14 protein-coding genes are annotated in these 18174 nt (G+C 44.6%); 5 read left to right on the forward strand and 9 right to left on the reverse strand.

The features are described from left to right. Nucleotides 1-43 precede the first annotated feature (43 nt). The 3 genes from MSG35_RS07200 to MSG35_RS07210 are packed head-to-tail and all read left to right on the forward strand — an operon-like array spanning nt 44 to nt 3728. Nucleotides 44-1420, forward strand: a complete 1377-nt coding sequence (locus MSG35_RS07200; protein ID WP_248383528.1) for a DASH family cryptochrome — start codon at nt 44-46, stop codon at nt 1418-1420. Continuing rightward, entirely contained in the window at nt 1417-2988 is a 1572-nt protein-coding gene (locus MSG35_RS07205) for a cryptochrome/photolyase family protein (protein ID WP_248383529.1), read from the forward strand. Before MSG35_RS07200 ends, MSG35_RS07205 begins: the two co-directional genes overlap by 4 nt. Next, on the forward strand, nt 2988-3728 hold the full coding sequence (locus tag MSG35_RS07210; protein WP_248383530.1) for an SDR family oxidoreductase: 741 nt from the start codon (nt 2988-2990) through the stop codon (nt 3726-3728). The genes MSG35_RS07205 and MSG35_RS07210 overlap by 1 nt, the downstream gene beginning before the upstream one ends. Nucleotides 3729-3873: 145 nt before the next feature. On the opposite strand, the gene MSG35_RS07215 is transcribed toward MSG35_RS07210, so the two are convergent. The 8 genes from MSG35_RS07215 to MSG35_RS07250 form a co-directional block, all read right to left on the reverse strand. Beyond that, the gene (locus tag MSG35_RS07215; RefSeq protein WP_081231109.1) at nt 3874-4758 is read right to left on the reverse strand and encodes a PA4780 family RIO1-like protein kinase; all 885 of its coding nucleotides are present in this window, start codon (nt 4756-4758) and stop codon (nt 3874-3876) included. Between the two features lie 148 nt (nt 4759-4906). Next, nucleotides 4907-5041 (reverse strand): DUF2256 domain-containing protein, encoded by a 135-nt coding sequence (locus tag MSG35_RS07220; RefSeq protein WP_248383531.1) that lies wholly within the window; start codon nt 5039-5041, stop codon nt 4907-4909. A 202-nt stretch (nt 5042-5243) separates the two neighbouring features. Continuing rightward, nucleotides 5244-8960, reverse strand: coding sequence for an AAA family ATPase (locus tag MSG35_RS07225; protein ID WP_248383532.1), 3717 nt, complete (start codon nt 8958-8960; stop codon nt 5244-5246). Nucleotides 8961-8965: 5 nt separating this feature from the next. Further along, on the reverse strand, nt 8966-10219 hold the full coding sequence (gene sbcD, locus MSG35_RS07230) for an exonuclease subunit SbcD (protein WP_248383533.1): 1254 nt from the start codon (nt 10217-10219) through the stop codon (nt 8966-8968). 213 nt (nt 10220-10432) lie between these two features. Beyond that, nucleotides 10433-11005 (reverse strand): porin family protein, encoded by a 573-nt coding sequence (locus MSG35_RS07235; RefSeq protein ID WP_048611253.1) that lies wholly within the window; start codon nt 11003-11005, stop codon nt 10433-10435. A gap of 507 nt (nt 11006-11512) precedes the next feature. Then, the gene (locus tag MSG35_RS07240; RefSeq protein WP_248383534.1) at nt 11513-12169 is read right to left on the reverse strand and encodes a glutathione S-transferase family protein; all 657 of its coding nucleotides are present in this window, start codon (nt 12167-12169) and stop codon (nt 11513-11515) included. A 187-nt stretch (nt 12170-12356) separates the two neighbouring features. Further along, nucleotides 12357-12953 (reverse strand): LysE/ArgO family amino acid transporter, encoded by a 597-nt coding sequence (locus tag MSG35_RS07245; RefSeq protein WP_050645216.1) that lies wholly within the window; start codon nt 12951-12953, stop codon nt 12357-12359. A 14-nt stretch (nt 12954-12967) separates the two neighbouring features. Next, the gene (locus MSG35_RS07250) at nt 12968-13492 is read right to left on the reverse strand and encodes a GNAT family N-acetyltransferase (RefSeq protein WP_248383535.1); all 525 of its coding nucleotides are present in this window, start codon (nt 13490-13492) and stop codon (nt 12968-12970) included. A gap of 274 nt (nt 13493-13766) precedes the next feature. On the opposite strand from MSG35_RS07250, the gene MSG35_RS07255 reads away from it, so the two are divergent. Together MSG35_RS07255 and MSG35_RS07260 are read left to right on the forward strand one after the other, a co-directional pair. Further along, complete coding sequence (locus MSG35_RS07255) at nt 13767-15062, forward strand: GGDEF domain-containing protein (RefSeq protein WP_248383536.1); 1296 nt, start codon at nt 13767-13769, stop codon at nt 15060-15062. Between the two features lie 133 nt (nt 15063-15195). Continuing rightward, nucleotides 15196-15939 carry a class I SAM-dependent methyltransferase gene (locus tag MSG35_RS07260; RefSeq protein ID WP_248383537.1) on the forward strand — a complete coding sequence of 248 codons (744 nt, stop codon included), beginning with the start codon at nt 15196-15198 and terminating at the stop codon, nt 15937-15939. 129 nt (nt 15940-16068) lie between these two features. On the opposite strand, the gene MSG35_RS07265 is transcribed toward MSG35_RS07260, so the two are convergent. Continuing rightward, on the reverse strand, nt 16069-18099 hold the full coding sequence (locus MSG35_RS07265) for a TonB-dependent receptor (RefSeq protein WP_248383538.1): 2031 nt from the start codon (nt 18097-18099) through the stop codon (nt 16069-16071). Nucleotides 18100-18174 lie beyond the last annotated feature (75 nt).

An 18174-nucleotide genomic window follows, 5' to 3' on the forward strand; every position in this document is an offset into this window, starting at 1 on the left:
ACTCGTAAGCGTCTAATAATTAACAAATCGCCGAGTGAAAGTAATGAAAAAGATTGGCCTGTATCTTTTTACAAACGACTTAAGAATCAACGACAATGCGCTACTTTACCAAGCAAGCCAAATCGTCGATCAGCTCGTTTGTGTCTTCGTCGAACCGAATCTGTCTCACTACTCTTCACAGTTCGCCCAAGAACAACAATATGGCGCTCACCGCACAGCTTTCATTTCACAATCGATAAGCGATCTTAAAGCTAACCTGAGCGACCTAGAACAAACACTCATCGTCCTTAAACAAGACCAATCCCAAAGTGATAACGTTAAAGACTCGCTCAACGACATTATCTCTGATCTAAACGTCAACCACCTCTTTACGAATGCTCATTGTGGTTACGACGAGCAACAACTGGTGCAATCAACGTTGGCTGACTGCCCGAACTTAACTGCGATTCAATCTCATAACTCGACTCTGTTTGAGTTCGATGACTGCCCTTTTACGTTAGACAAATTACCCCGCTCGTTTACCAAATTCAGAAAACTCATCGAACACTTGTCTGTCGATACACAAAGTTTGACCATAACGACGTTACCACCAGCACCAGACCTAACAAAAACGTCACACTGTCACTCAACAGCCTCCCTTTTTATGACGGATGATTTGGCGAGCGAGCTGAACTTCAAAGGCGGTGAAACATCGGGGTTAGTACATCTCGACCACTACTTCTCTCACGATTACGCGAGCCGCTATAAACAGACAAGAAATGCATTGGACGGCATCGAGAACTCGACTAAGTTTTCACCGTGGCTCGCATCAGGTTGTGTCTCACCAAAAACAATCTGCAGACACCTCACGCGATTTGAGTCGCATCATGGTTCCAATGATTCAACCTACTGGATCTATTTCGAGCTGTTATGGCGAGAGTATTTTTATTGGAAGAGCATGTCGTTGAAGGCATCGTTATTTACAGGCTCATACACGAACCCCGTTGTAGCAGAGAATAGCAATCAATCGGCAAGCCTTAATTTAGCAAAGTGGAAGAGCGGTAACACCAACTACCCGATTGTCGATGCATGCATGCGCCAGCTTAATGCGACTGGCTACATGTCCAATCGTGGAAGGCAGTTAGCCGCAAGTTGTTTGATTTACGAGCTGGGCGTCGACTGGCGACACGGTGCAGCCTATTTCGAAAGCCAGCTTGTCGACTATGACGTGGCATCTAACTGGGGGAATTGGGCGTATATCGCTGGGGCTCTCAATCAACCAGCCCGCAACAGCGAAACTAAAAACCAATCACAACCTAAATCACGCCATTTTGATTTAACTAAGCAGACTGAAATGTACGACCCAGACCATGCCTTCATCAATCAATGGACAGGTGGTAACGCTGTCACAACAAGCCTCACAAACCAGGACGCATTATGAACTTTAAAACGGTACGACTTATATTAGGTGACCAATTAAACATTGAGCATTCATGGTTTCAACAAGTTGATGATGACGTTATTTACATCATTGCTGAGCTCAAACAAGAAACAGATTATGTTGCCTCTCACATTCAAAAAGTGGCCGCGTTTTTCTGTGCGATGGGTTACTTCGCTGACGAACTCAAAGAACAAGGTCATCAGGTACTTCACCTCACCTTGGACGATACCACGCAATTTGAAAACCTAGATACACTTCTAAAGCACTATGTACACGAATTCGGCGCAGAGAAGTTTGAATATCAAAGGCCAGATGAATATCGCCTCTTAGAGCAGATGAACAAGCTCAAGCTGACCAATGCAACCAAAGGTTGTTGTGATACGGAGCACTTCCTCTTTCCATTTGAAGAGATCGAACAACAGTTCCCGAAAGACAAACACATCATGATGGAGCACTTCTATCGCCGAATGAGAAAGCGTTTCGACATTTTGCTAGAAGACGGAAAGCCCGTTGGTGGCAAATGGAATTACGACGCGAACAATCGAAAGAAACTCAAGAAACAAGACATCGAAAACCTGCCTCAGCCTCTGATGTTTACCAATGACATAACCGACATTTTGCAGCGTATCGAACGCCACCAAGTGCAAACCATTGGTCAAGTCGGTAGCCAGTTATTATGGCCGGTGAACCGAGCACAAAGCTTGTCTCTGCTCGCTCATTTCTGCCAAGTTTGCTTACCGTTATTTGGGCAGTTTCAAGATGCGATGACTACAGAGCACGACTCTAAATGGAGCTTGTATCATAGCCGTATTTCGTTTTCGTTGAACAGTAAACTGCTGAGCCCAAAAGAAGTGATTGATGCAGCACTGTCGGCCTACCAATCATCCAGTCATCGAGACAGCTCTTCAAATAAACCAAGCATCGACATTGCACAGGTCGAAGGGTTTGTACGCCAAATACTGGGGTGGCGTGAGTACATACGCGCCGTCTATTGGGCGAATATGCCTGCTTACGCCAGCAAAAACCATTACTCAGCAAACAATAACCTGCCCCATTACTTTTGGGACGGACAGACCAAGATGAACTGCATGAAGCATGCGATTGACCAGTCTCTTGAGTTTGCTTACGCGCACCATATCCAAAGGTTAATGATCACTGGCAACTTCTGTTTAATAACAGGCATAGACCCTGACCAAGTAGACAGTTGGTACCTCGGTATTTACGTCGACGCGATTGAGTGGGTTGAAATGCCAAATACGCGAGGTATGGCACTGTTTGCGGATGGCGGGATCGTCGGAACCAAACCATACTCTGCCAGCGGTTCCTATATCAACCGCATGAGCGACTACTGCAAAGGCTGTCACTACAAGATAAAAGAACGCAGCGGTGAACAATCTTGCCCTTTCAATAGCTTGTATTGGCGCTTTATGAACCAGCACCGCGATGCGTTAAACCGCAACCCACGCATGGGCATGTTATATCGCTCTTGGGACAACATGGACGAACAATCACAACAAGCGATTCTCGATACTGCTGAACAACGAATCACAAACTTGGAGGACTTATAATGGTGGAGCAACTCAGATTACACATATTGGTGGTCGGTGGGAGCGGCGGTATTGGTTTCGCTGTGGTTAAACACCTATTATCTGAGCTCTCTCGGTTTGATTTTCTTGATGTGCATGTAGACGCGACTTACCATTCTCAACAGCCGGAACTAGAAAATAATCGCTTGAGCTGGCACAAAGTCGACGCCACCGACGAAGCTGATATCAAGCGCTTGAGTTCTGAGTTGGACCAACTTGATTGGCTGATCAACTGCGTGGGTATGCTCCACACTCCAGACCTTGGGCCGGAAAAGAACTTGTCGTCGATTGATCCTGAATTTTTTCTGAAAAACATCTCTGTAAATACCCTACCCAGCTTGTTATTGGCAAAGCACTTCACGCCGATACTTAAAGCGAGCGACAATCCAAAATTTGCTGTGGTATCCGCAAAAGTAGGTAGTATTTCAGACAACAGATTAGGCGGCTGGTATAGCTATCGTTCATCGAAAGCAGCCCTCAACATGTTCATCAAAACCATGTCTATTGAATGGCAACGCACCATTAAGAAAGGTACCGTGTTGGCTCTGCACCCGGGCACGACAGACACGGCTCTGTCGAAGCCTTTTCAGACCAATGTCCCTGAAGGCAAGTTGTTTGAGTCGAGTTATGTCGCCCATCACTTGGTCGATATCATTCGGACTGCCACGCCGGACAAAAGTGGACACTTCTACGCTTACGATGGCGAGCAGTTAAATTGGTAGTTAATACCAGTGGCCGTCTTTCATGAGCGCTAAAAAAGAAAACCCAACAGAGTTGAGGCTCCATTGGGTTGTTTTTTGAAAGAGCGCCTGACTTTTTAAGGCGTATGGTTGATATCTAGCTAAAGATCAAAACTGATCATCACGATTACTCAGCCCAATTGAACTTGCTATCGTCGACACCTTCTTTCTCTTCTTTCGCACGTTCACGTCGGTGTTGTTCTTCAATTCGCGCAGCGTCTATCTCTTGCATAATGGCTTCGATATCGGCCAAATCGTCCGTTTCCGTAAACTCACCCGTCAGTTTGCTGTCTGGCTTTAAGTCGCCTTTCTCGTACAGCGCCCACATTTCCTTGGCATACTCGGTTTTCGCCAATTCAGGAGCAAACTGAGCGTAATAATCACGGATGTTATTAATGTCACGAGCCAGCATCCACTCAGCGTTGTTGTTCGCAGAAGCATCAACCGCTTGTGGTAAATCGATAATCACCGGGCCATATTCATCCACCAATACGTTGAACTCAGACAAGTCACCATGGATCAAACCGACACACAACATTTTAACTACGTAAGTCATCATCACAGCGTGGTCTTCGATCGCCTGCTCTGCTGACATCACGACATCGTTCAAACGTGGTGCAACATAACCATCATCGTCAGTGACCAGTTCCATAAGCAGCACGCCATCAAAGCAACCGTAAGGGACAGGCACACGTACGCCCGCTTCTGCCAGTTTGTATAAGGCATCCACTTCGGCACTCTGCCAAACCTTTTCTTGTTGTTCACGACCAAAGCCAGAGCCTTTTTCCATCGCTCGAGCACGGCGGCTATTTCGGACTTTTCGGCCTTCACGATACGCGGTCGCTTTTTTGAAGCTGCGTTGGCTAATTTCCTTATATACCTTGGCACAACGGATCGTATCGCCGCAGCGCACAATGTACACCGATGCTTCTTTGCCACTCATGAGTTGGCTTGTCACCTCGTCGACTAAACCATCGTCAACTAAAGGCTGTATTCTTTTAGGTATCTTCATGCCGCCTTTATACATCACTTATCTTACAGATAGAAATATTAACTTAAGAAATGAATGACCAAACGATTAAAGGAACATCAAAATGATAACAAAGGAAGGAAATATCGGTTTACCGGACTTGGCTGATAGAGAATAGAGTGTATGAAGACTAAGACTTGTTGCGACGACAACGTTCAGAACAATAGATCACGTCATCCCAGCAGCGCTGCCATTTTTTACGCCATGCGAAAGGCTTGTGGCAAACGGGACATCTCTTAGTCGGTAAATGAGGCTTTTTGTGCATGGCAGTTTCCTTCCTGATGCGTCCACTTCGTGCGGTTACTAGAGATTCCCTATTACGTTAAGGAGTGACGGCGTAGTGATTGATGACAACTCCCGACTCCGTCATCCTAGAGAAGGAGGGACGACTGAGTCGGGGAGCTGCTTCATCTAGCTCTGCTTCTATTTCTGCACTTATGGAATATAGCTAGAACCTAAGCCACAACTTAAGCGACAACCTTGTACTGTTTCTCCATTTCACTCACACCTAAGCCTGAGTGTTTTGTCACTTTAAGCTGAACGGGTACTCGCTCTTTCAGTGCTTCAACGTGGCTAATGACGCCAATCATCTTGCCTGATGCATTCAAGTTATCGAGCGCGTTTAGGGCAATGTCTAATGTGTCGCTATCAAGCGTGCCGAAACCTTCATCCAAGAACAAAGAATCAATACTGGTTTTGTAACTCACAAGATCAGAAAGCGCTAATGCCAACGCCAAGCTCACTAAGAAGCTTTCGCCACCTGATAACGTCTTGGTGTCACGCATCACATCGCCCTGCCATGTGTCGAGCACTTGCAGCTCTAAACCATCGTCGGCTTTACGTTTTAGCTCGTAACGACCATGCAAACGTTGTAGTTGTTTGTTCGCTAAGTACACCAAGTTTTCCAGCGTTAGACCTTGAGCAAACTTACGGAATTTATCGCCGTTCTTAGAGCCGATAAGTGAGTTAAGACGTGAGATATCATCAAACTCGACTTGTTGCTCATCGATTTGCTTGAACAGATTTTGCTGATTGCTGCGGTTCTGGCTATCCGTTTCAAGATTGGCAGAAATCGCACCGATCTTTGTCGCATGGCTTTGTTGTGCGTTTTGGCATTCAGTAGTCGCTTCTTCAACTTGCTGTTGGTTTTGCTCTTGCCATGCTTTCGCATTTTCGTGATTTTGTAGATCTACTTGCGCCGCTTTGGCGGTATTCAACCTTGCTTGTGCACTGACAATCGCTTCGTCTAAAGACTTCTTGAGGCTTTGAAGTTGAGTTCTAACCTCTTCATCCAACAACGCCGCTTCAAAATTCACCTCATCTTCGAATGGGCTAGCTTTCAGTGCATCTAACCAAGTATTCAACGCTTGTGTGTGACTGGACTGCTTGCTGACTAACTCATCCGAGAAACCAGTGTGTTTGGTTTGCTCGGTTCGATGTTCCAGTTCGCAACGGTTAAGCACCAACTGAGCGGCATCAAATGTATTTACCGCTTCAGTGACTTTTTGCTTCATCGCATTGCTGGTGGCTTGAATGTCTTTGTCACCAAACAACTCTGTTCTTTCAGCCGTTACACGAGTCAGTTCTAGCACTAGAGACTCACTCTCTTGTGTCAGTGTCGCAAGCTCTTTCTCAGCGCTGCTTAGCTTGTCGTCTAAGGTTTTCAATTCGGCATTTTGAGTAATCAGTTGCTTCTCAATATCGGCCTGTTGCTGTTTGGTTTGCTGCCATGTGCTTGATGCTTGCGATTTCGCAGTAAACCAATCATCGATATGTTCAAGTTCAGGCGCTTCGATAGAAGTTTGAACAATGCTCTCTTTCAAAGCGTTCCATTGCTGCTCTTTCGCTTGAGTTATCTGAGTCACTTGTTCGTTTGCGACTTGGTTTTGCTTATTCAGATCCGCTAAGCGTTGCTCGGCCAACTCGAGATTCGATTGCGCCTTGTCAGCCATAACACTTACAGACAGGCGTTGTTTCTCAGCTTCAGCGTAATGCGCTTTAGCATCAGCCAACGCTTTGAGTTGCTGCGCGCTGTGACTTAGTTGAAGTTCACACTGCTGAGCAAAGGTCGCGACTGTGGCTTCATTGCCTAAATCGTTAATCGTCAGCAGCGCCAATTCAGGAGCAGTGCCAACGAAATCTGATAAACTCTGTTGAAGCTTACCGACAACGCCTTGCCAATTCAGTTGAGCCTGCTGAATATCCGCTTGCGCTCGCTGGATGTCATCGTTCAGCGCGGCAATCATAGGGGCAAGAGAATCTAACTGCTGACGATGCTCTTGGCCTTCTTTCTGAATCGCTGCTAATTCTTGTTCCTCAAGCTCACTCTGGGCATTCAAATCCTTCGAACTTTGTGATTGTTCGATCGCATGGTCTGTTGAGCCACACAATGGGCAATCCATTCCCGGCTTCAATACCGCACGATACTTCGCTAACTCGCCTTCTTGTGCAATCAGACGCGTCAATCGTTCAAGCGAAGTCTTTTTTTCTTGATATCGATCCGCCAGCACTTCACGCTCTTTCGAAAGCTTGCCACGCAGCTCCGTATTAGTTTGATGTGCCTGTGTTTTTGCGTGCAGCTGTTGCTGGGCATTTAGGAAACCACGATTGATCTCGATTAGTGAGTGGGTATTGCGGTTCCAAAACTCCAACAGATCTTTTTGCGCATTCAGCACTTGCTCACTGGTGTTGCCTCGCAACGCTTCCCACTGTTGCTTTGCACTACTCTCTAGCACAACCAATTCAGCTAAGGCCTTATCTTGCGTTGCTTTCGCGTCTTGCGCAGATTTGATGATCATTTGCTGAGCATCAACCGCAGACAAAGCTTGCTTCGCTGAGTTCAGTTGTTCTGCATGTTGACGCTCGAGGGTACGAACTTGCTCGACCTTTGCTTGCCACTGACCTAGGTATTTTTCCAGATGTTGGTCAGCTTGATGCGTATTTAGGTACTCAGTGCTGAGTTTATCTTGTTGCTTCAGTGCATCTGTTTTTTGAACTAAAACAACCTGTTGATTGCGCTGCTGCGTATGTTGCTCGTTTAGCGTATTCGCCGCATTAACGGCCGCAGTTTGCTTATCTTTGAGTACGGCAATTTGGTTATCGAGCGGACGCACCAGATCGATGATCTTCTCTTGATCTTGTTGCTCGGTTTTTACCTGTTCGACAATCGCACTGCTTTGCGTCAGTTTAGTTTGCGCGTCTTGCATTTCTGCATCACGAACGGCAAGTAACTTGGTGCTGTTATCTAGGTGAGCTTGAGTAGTGTTCACCTCTTGTTCGCAACGCTTTAAATCTTTGTGCACTGGACGCAGCTTTTCAGCCGGCTCACTGTTTGCCAAACGCTCTAATGAAGGTTGATTACGGTCTAGGTCATCTTGAGCTGTTTTAAGATCGTGCTCACTGGTCGCAATAGTTTGCTCAGCTTTGGTCACGTCTTTCCACCAGCTTAGATGCGCTTGCCACTCTTTTAATTGCTCGGCTAAACGCTTCTGCTCGGCTTCTAGCGTTTCTCGTTCTGCGGCTAGCTCTTTGATTTGCTCTTCAGACAGTAAGCTCACACCTTCTGCTTTCGCTTTAAGGTGATTAAGCGACTCTTCACTCGACTTGAAATGATCGTAGATGCGCTCTGAAATCAGGCTATAAACTTCGGTTCCCGTCAGCTCTTCAAGTAGCTCTGCACGGTCGTTAGCATTGGCATTTAAGAACGCCGCAAACTCACCCTGAGACAACATGATCGATTTAGTGAAGCGTGAGAAATCGAGACCTGTTACCTGCTCCACTAGCTTGGTCTTCTTGGTCAGCATGGTCTCTAAGACTTTGTCGGTATCCGCATCGGCAAATTCACACGTTGGCGTTTGTAATGCGCCATCGTGTTTTCCGCGCGCTCGCTTTTGGTGGAAGTTAGAGCGATACGTTTTGCCCTGCACTTCAAACTCCAGTTCAGCAAAACACTCACCCGTGCCACGCGTCATTAATTCGTTGTTGCCTTTGGCGATACTTTTCAAACGCGGTGTGCGGTGGAACAATGCCAAACAAATCGCGTCAAGAATGGTGGTTTTACCCGCCCCTGTTGGGCCAGTAATCGCGAACAGACCATTTTCCGCAAACGGTGATTGGGTAAAGTCGAGTTTCCAACGTCCTTTCAAAGAGTTCAGGTTTTCAAATTCTAAGCTTAAAATCTTCATACTGGTTACTCTTCTACTTTGTTTGGCGCTTGAGCGCTCTCGGACACTTCTACCATCACTTGTTTAAACTTCACCGTCATTCGCTCTAAACGTGCTTTTTCAGAATCGGTTTCAAATTCTTCTAAGGCAATACGCTTCGTAAACACGTCCATCGGGCTCAATTCTGACAGCGTTTCTGCTGACTCTTGCTCTAATGCTTGATTACGACGTTCTCTTGCGCGGCGCAATTGAAGCACTTCCACATTCAAACCGTCAGTCAATGAACGCATGCGTTCTTGAAGATCCGACAAGTAATCTTGCGCTTGCACTTCTATCGATAACCACACGCTTTGTTCGCTATCTAAACCTATGTATTGGTTAAGCTGAGATTCGATCTCGCTCAAGTCGCCTTTGATTTCAGCAAGCGGTTGGAACGTTGGAACTGGCAATTGAGAAATGGTGCGCACGCCCTCAACAAACTCAACCACACATACCTGCTTTTGAGATTTAAGCTCATCAAAGCTTAATGGGATTGGTGAGCCGCAGTAACGAATGTATTCACGCTTCGCCACCACTTGTGGGCGGTGGATATGGCCAAGTGCAATATAGTCTGCGTCTGGGAAGCCATCAGCGGCAAAACCATCAAGGTTGCCAACATAGATGTCGCGTACCGAATCCGATTGTTGAACACCCATCGCCGTTAAGTGACCAGTGGCAATGATCGGCATGTGCTCGCTGTTTGCAAACGTCGCGCGCTTAGCAACCGCCGCATCATAAACACTTTGATAATGCTGTTTGATTGCATCGCCGAGTTTCTTCTGACGCTCAACGCCTGTGACACCGGCTTGGCTCATCAACACATCGCGAGGACGAATAAAAGGAATGGCACAAACCAGCGCTTCTACATCGCCGTTCTTGCCTTTTAGTTCGACAACTTGAGTCGCATGATCTTCATTGGTGTTTGGAATCACGTCTGCACCCATGTATTTGAGCAGCTGTTGGGTCTCTTTAAGCACAGAGACTGAATCGTGATTTCCACCTAACAACACCAATTGACAGCCGATCTTGTTCGAATCGACCACAAACTTGTTATACATCTCACGAGCGTAACTCGGCGGTGTACTGGTATCGAAAATGTCGCCAGCAACAATGATCGCGTCGATGTCGTGCTCTATAACTTGCTCAAGTAACCATTGTAAAAACCGTTCATGTTCATTCTTACGGCTTTTATTGTAGAAGTTTTGGCCAAGGTGCCAATCGGACGTGTGAAGAATCTTCATTGCTGCTCACTGGAAGTCTGTAATACCTTTAATCTACCAAAATAGTCGAGATAATTCCCTTTTATAAGCTTGTGAAAACCAACTAATTTCAGGCTTTGGACCAACTCCGCCGATAGCGTGACCAATCGTTATTTTTGACATAAAAAAACCGCTCAACGTTAGAGCGGTTTTATGTGTCCATAGCTTTAGCTTTAAGCTATTTCACAGAGGTCGTTAAAAATTGTACGAAGCACCCAGAGTTACTGTGCTAAACGCTACATCACGGCTTTCTAATCGATTACCCGTTGTTCTATCGAAGAATTCGATGTTTACTGCGTCTGCTTGTGAGATCAAACGTAAGGTTAGGTTTTCTACTGGCGTGTATTCAACACCAATCCCGAAATGAAAGCCGGCACCAGAATCATCATCAAAAGAGCTAGCGTTGTTTGAGTTCAAATCTACGTAACTCAAGCCCGCTAGTACAAATGGACGAATTGAGTTATCGAAGGTGTAGCCTAGGTTTGCTGCAACAGAAAGCGATGTTGGTGAAAACACCTTAGTACCAAATGATTCATAGTCAGCATAATCCGTATAACCAAGTTCGATCCCTACAATACGGTTAAACTGATAACCACCATAAAGGCTGTACCCCATGCTTTCAGCATCTAGACTACCTGCGCCGTCAGTGTCTGAGTCTTGATACACACCAAGGCCTGCGCCAATGTATGGACCACCCTCAATACCAGCAGCAAATGTAGGAAGTGAAACTAAGCCAACTAGGCCCAATAGAAATGATGATTTAAGCATGAAAATACCCTTTTTTGTCTGTCCTACAGCAACGTTGACCAACAGCCAATAGTTTCCGACACTATTTCACCTGTTGCGTTACTGTTTAAAATAAATTAAATAAACAACTCCAAACGAATAATAAAACACTGTTCATTTACAGAGCGAATGAGAACGTACCACAAGATTTTTAGGTCATCAAACGAACAATCATAGATATTTAACCAAGTCTTATTTATAAGACAGTTGTATTTTCTGAGACGTAACGAGTACTAAAATACGAATAAACCTGAGAGTAAACAGGAGTATTATCAACATTAAACTTATTATAATCAGATTGTTATCGAGCCAATTGAATTTTCATCCGATCTCAAAAACAACCTGAATCTTCATGCCTAAACATAAAAACTCACCCTGTTTCTCTCTTTATTCAATTACAGATATAAAGAGAAGAATGAGTTTTATTTTTGGAGAGTGCTTATTTAGAACGGTCTGCTATTAAAATATATTTCAATTTAATTCGTGTTATTAACGAGCGTCAGCAAGACTAGCCAAGTAGTTATTCGTTAAATAGAAACCGCTGAACTTCTCAATAAAGTCTGCAGGAACGGTTTTATCGGTCAAGCCAGATTCAATCAGCGCCGCTTGCCACTTCTGTACTTTCGGGAAGCCTTCAAGCATATCAAAACCAGAGCCTTGTTTAATTACTGACGCTCGGTGCAACAGTGGTAGCCAAGCGATGTCGACATTAGAGATATAATCGCCTTTAAAGAAGTCACTGCCACCCAATTTATTCTCGGCCTTTTGGAAGGATTTTTGAAGGTTTGCTAAACGCGTCTCAAATGTTTCTTTATCTTTACTTCCCATGGTTCCACATTGCGGCATGTAATGTTTGCTTGCCTGATAAGACCAAGCACGATCTAGTACCTTTTGCTCGGCAGATACTTCTTCTATCGGCGCATATTTATCATCTAGGTATTCAACAATTGCATCTGACTCAAAAAGAACCGTTTCATTTTCTGTAATCAAGACAGGCACTTGTCCGTTTGGCGAAATATCTAGGAACCATTGAGGTTTATTATTTAGCTCAATGTATTCAATTTCAAATGGGACATTTTTCATTACCAAAGCACCCATTACACGTTGAACAAATGGGCAGTTTTTAAAGCTAACAAGTTTAATCATGGTGACTCCGAATTAGGTCATTAATTTGTATTTGTACCCCTAAGACGAACGCCAAAACTGAAAGGCGAAAAATAATTCTATTTTTTTGGAAATAACTAAATGCGGAGATAACTAAAGACAGTCACTTTAGATACGCACTTTAAGTAGGCACTTTAAGTAGTAAACTTGAATGCCTAATTACGCGCAGCTAGACGATCAAAGATATTGCAATAGATGCCATGATCACGCCAACGACAAATTCCAACACCTTCCACGCTCTCGGGTTCTTAAACATTGGAGCCAAGAAGCGAGCGCCATATCCAAGTGAAAAGAAGAACACAAACGACGCCGATACGGCACCTGCGCCAAACAACATTTGGTTAGGTTGATATTGAGTTGAGATAGAACCCAGCAATACCACAGTATCCAAATACACATGCGGGTTAAGCCAAGTGAACGCCAAACACATCGCAATCGCTTTGGTTAACGAGTCTTTGGTTTCAGCAGTGGCTTCTAAGGCGTGGTTTTCAGTAAATGCTGAACGGAAGCTTAAGAATGAATAGACACCCAAAAAGATAGCCCCACCATAACGGGCGAACTGTTCAATTTGTGGGAACTGCTTAACTATTGCGCCAAAGCCCGTCACGCCAAAGCTAATGAGTAAAGCGTCAGAAATAGCACATACAGCGCAAACTGCCAATACGTGTTGGTTCTTAAGCCCTTGCTTTAAAACAAACGCATTTTGAGAGCCAATCGCAAGAATCAGCGAAAGGCCAAGGGAGAACCCTGCGAAGTAAGTCGACATCTAAAGCTAGCCTCTTAACGCAACTCAATACGCATAAACTGGCTGTGCGGGTCCAACACATAATCAGCAAAGGGTTCGCAGTATCCAAAGCCAAACTTTTCATACAGGTTACGTGCTGGCTTGAAGTAATCTTCTGAGCCTGTCTCTAAACTGATTTGTCGATACTGGCGAGCGGTTGCTGTATCCAATACGTGCTGTAAAAGTTGGCTCGCAACACCTGACTTTCGAGCAAACTGTGAGGTTCTCATCGATTTGAGTTCAGCGTGTTGGGTATTTAGCTCTTTAATGGCAACACACCCAAGCAGTTGGCTGTCTTTCCAAGCGCTGAAAAAGGTAATTTCTGGTGACTTGAGCCCATCTAGATCCAGTGCATGGACGCTTTCGGCTGGCGAAGTTGCGTACATATCGGCAAGGTGCTCTTCAAGCAATTCAATGACTTCTCCACCCGACAAGTCATCAAGCTTGATTTCAATTGAAGTACTGCTTTCCAATGCTGTTCCATTTTCCATTGAATCCTGTGCATTTATTGCTGGTTTCATTGTCTCAACTCTCCTTGTTTGGTGCGCTTATTTAGCTTGAGTGATTTGGCTTTAATTACTGGCCTACTTTCCTGAATTGTTTCCTTTTCAAGAACTCGGTTTGAATCAGTAAAATTACTGATTAATCATAAAATAATAAATGTCACACTGGGTTCACCTAGATACCATATTTTTCCTATCTAGTCTCGTGATAAAAGCGTGCCGCAAAGCCCGTAGGTCGCCGCAGCGAGGGAGCAACACCTGTTTCAGTTAACGAATAAGTAGTCAGGCCGATATGAGTATTCAACTAGATCTAACCACCACCATGCCCTGCCAAAACTTCGACTCGGCACATGGGCGGATGACACTTCAAAACCATCGAATTATTGATGTCGACAACGAGATCGCTCAAATCTTTGGTTATCGAAACCGCGATGAGTTATTACACAATGTTGAATTTGTGTATGCCTTAGTTCCTGACAATTACCAAAACCTAGCTAAAAAACGCTACCTTGAGGCAATAAAAGGAAAGTTTAACAAAGGAAAATTGTACACGGACATTCCAGCTAATGGTCGCAATATCTCCATATTTTGTTTATCACATGTCATTGAACTGAATAACAAACCTGCGCTTGAAGTACACGTCATTGACATCACATCAATGTTAGAGGCGCAGCGTAAACGCCACGAATCAGATCTCATGTATCGAAAATTACTCAGTACATCGAAACAAGGTATTTTGATCCACCGAAACTTCAAACCTTTGATGGTTAATCAAGCTTGGGTTGAGCAACAAGGTGCCGAATCTATCGAGCAGGTACTTGCGATGGACTCAATCATTTCAATCATTCCTGAAGACCAGCATTCAAGTGCCATCAGGCGGTGCGAGAGCATTCTCAATGGCAATACACCCAACTTCAGCTCTGTAGTATCCAACCATTGCTTTGATGGCAACTATAAATACTTCAATATTTATGACAACGTGATTAACTGGGAAGGTGAAGACGCCATTCAAGTGATTCTCGAAGAAGTCACAGACAAGGTCTTGTTAGAAAAAGAGCTGCTGCACCGTGCTATGTATGATGACTTAACGCAGGTACTCAATCGTCGCGCCATTTATGATTGGATAAAGAAGCCAGTGAATCAGCAAATAGAAATGTCTTGCATGCTGATTGATATCGATGACTTTAAATTAATAAACGATCAGTTTGGTCACAGTGTTGGTGATGCTGTCATTAAATACTTAGCCGATTCCATTAAAACTCACGTTGAATTACTCAATGGCGTAGTTGGACGCTGGGGCGGAGAGGAGTTTATTGTATTCATTCCCAACGCGAAACCTGAGCATACCCAAGTCATAGGCGAACGTATCTGCCGTGCTTTTAATAGGCATACTTTTGTTGGATTCAATCGCCGTCAATTTACATCGAGCGTCAGTATTGGCATCACTAACCGATGTATGTGTCACTCACCCAACAACATTAACACGCTAATTCGGGTGACAGATGATGCACTTTATCGTTCAAAAACAAGTGGGAAAAACCAGGTCTCTATCAATGATGATGTGGTTTGCCAGAAAGCTCTTGCTTGAAGCCAGCCAACAGATAATGAAAGTACAGCGACCAAGAATTAAAGCGCCTATATTGAACGATATTTGATTGCGATTTTCCAATTTCGGTATATGATGCGCCACCCTAATTTTTCAGCTTATGCTGCAGGCAAATATGTCCGCCAACGCACTCTATACCGACCTATCCGGTTACTATGATTTAATGTGTGTAGATATTGACTACCAAGCGCAAAGTAACTGCGTACGTAGACTCCATCAAATCTTTGGAAATGAAGGAAAAACACACCTCGATTTAGCTTGTGGCACTGGCCCACACGTTCGTCATTTTATTGATTTTGGTTACCAAAGCGGTGGCCTAGATCTTAACAAGCCGATGTTAGATATCGCTGAAATTCGCTGCCCAGAAGCCAAGTTCTCAGTACAAAACATGAGTAACTTTGAGGTCACTGAACCACTCGATCTTATCACTTGCTTCCTGTATTCCATCCATTACAACGATGGCCTTGAGAAGCTTAAAGAGTGTATTGAAAGTGTGCATCGCGCATTAAAGCCAGAAGGTATTTTCTGTTTTAACGTGGTGGATAAAGACAAGATCAGTAATGATCTTTTTGTTCGACACACCACCAATCTTGAACAAGACGATTTTACGTTCCGTTCTGGTTGGTATTACTCTGGTCAGGGTGATAAGCAAGCGCTAAAGCTTAGTATCGAAAAGACGACTGCTGGTGAAACTCAAGTGTGGAATGATGAACACCCAATGGTGGCATTCTCGTTTAAAGAGTTAATCGAGATATTGAAGCCCTACTTCGAGGTTAATATCTTCGAGCACGATTACGACAAGCTGATTCCTTGGGATACTCAGTCCGGTAATGCGCTGATCACATGTGTCAAAATCTAGATTAATAGATAAACGGCAAATTAAACCAAATCTATAGATCAAAAAAGAACCCACACTCGCCGCTCTCCTTTTAGAGCATCAGCCAGTGTGGGTTCTTTTGTATCAAGCTATCAGTTACTGAACTCTAAATTAGAAGTCCGCTGTCATACCTACGTAGTAAGTACGTGGCTCTTCAACATAGCCCATGCTCTCTAGCTCTTGTGATACAGCTTCGTCAGTTAAGTTCGTGATACCTGCACGTAGTCGTACTGAAGCATTCACGTTGTAGACAGCACCTAGGTTCAGCGTTGTGTAAGCGTCTTGAGTTAGGTCGCTTTCGATCTGACGTTCACCACGGTAACGCGCACTAACAAAGGTGTTCAGGTCGTAAGTTGGGCTCCAGTTCAGTTTAACTAAACCCGAATGCTTATAACGCTCAAGTAGCTGTTCGCCTGTCGACTTATCTTCAGTATCTAGGTAAGTGTAGTTACCAGAAAACGCCCACTTATCAGAGATTTGATACATACCACCTAGCTCAACACCTTGAATGATTGCTTCAGAGACGTTTTGGTAAGTTTTTGCGCCTAAATTACCCGTTGGTGTGCCGTCAGGGTTTTCACATTGACGAGCACTTTCGTTCCAATCACCGCCTTCTGGACAGTAACCTTCCGTTCTTTCAATCAGGTCATTAATCTCATTTCGGAACAATGCCGCTTCGATATTCCAACGAGGTTGAGTGTAAACTGCCGCCAACTCGTAGTTTAAGCTAGTTTCTGGGCTTAGATCTTCATTACCGACTAACGCACAGCCACCTTTACAGCTTGGTACCTGATAGTCAGATTGGTTTTGAGTCAATGTTGGTGCTTTAAATGCTTTACCCACACCACCCTTGATGATCAGGTCATTCGTTGTTTGGTGTACCAAGTACACACGTGGGCTGAACTCTTCACCGTACAGTTCATGTTTATCTAAACGACCACCAATGGTTGCCGTTAGTTGATCCGTCATTAACCATTGGTCTTGTACAAACAGTGCACCTTGGTAAGCTTCAGATGAACCACTCACTAGGTTCTCTTTGTTGGTCAGCTCGCTCAGTTGGTAATCCATACCAAACGTTAGCGTATGGCTTTCACCAAGATAAGTGGTCGCAGACGCTTCAACAATCTGAGTCAACTCTTCGATATCGCTGCTGAAGTTATTACCCAGATCAGCCGCATCATTGTCAGTCACATTTTCGCGTGAGTAACGTACTTGCGTGTCACCCCAGCTCCAAAAACCGCTGTGTGTAATCGCTTGACTGTTACGTACAACACGCGTGTCAGACTCAATAACTGAGCTTGAGCTCTCAGCCGCTGAATTACGTTCGTCGTCGCTGTAACCAAAATCGAAATCGATGGTTTGGTTATCCGTTGCATGCCATGTCAGGCTTGCAAGCATGCTTAGCGTGTCACGGTCTTCTAAAGCTGTAATATCTTCACGATCGTAGCCAGAGCTGTGTGTACCAGAATATGGTTGCCATGCGTTACGGCTTGTTTGGTTAACAGAAAGGCGAGCAAACAGCTCATCTTCAATCAACGCACCAGAAGTAGTAAAACCAACAGACTGCTCTTGGCCACCGTTGCCATCCATTGGAGATGACGAGTCCATGCTCAGTGTAGAGCTCCAATCATTTTCTGGAGCCTTAGTGATGATGTTGATCGTGCCGCCCATACCATCTGAACCGTAAAGTGCAGACATTGGGCCACGGATAATCTCAACACGTTCGATTGAATCAGCAGGGATAGTAGAAAGGTCGAAGTCGTTACCACGGATGATGGCACTTGCAGAACTTAAACGACGGCCATTCACCATGATAAGTGTGTAGTCTGAATCCATACCACGAATAGAGATCATCTGACGGCCAGCACGTGTGCTATCAAAATCAGACTCAACACTCGTTGATTCAGCAACGATGTCAGCCAAGGTAATACCAGGGCTGTCTTCAATGTCTTGCGCGGTGATAACCGACATTGAAGCTGGCGCTTGTTTTAATGCCATCTCGGTACGAGTTGCCGTAACAACCATTTGTTCATCTGTTGCTTGCGCTTCTTCTTGCGCTAACACGTTAGCTGATAGTGAAGTACAAATAACAGCGACTGCGATCGATAAAGGTTTGCGAATCAAAAGAGATCTCTCAGACATGATATTCATTCTTATATGTGATTAGTAATGATAATGGTTTGCATTAAACAACCGACTACCATTCTTATCAACGAA

Source organism: Vibrio sp. 1CM23M (genome assembly GCF_023161755.1).
GTDB lineage: Bacteria > Pseudomonadota > Gammaproteobacteria > Enterobacterales > Vibrionaceae > Vibrio > Vibrio coralliirubri.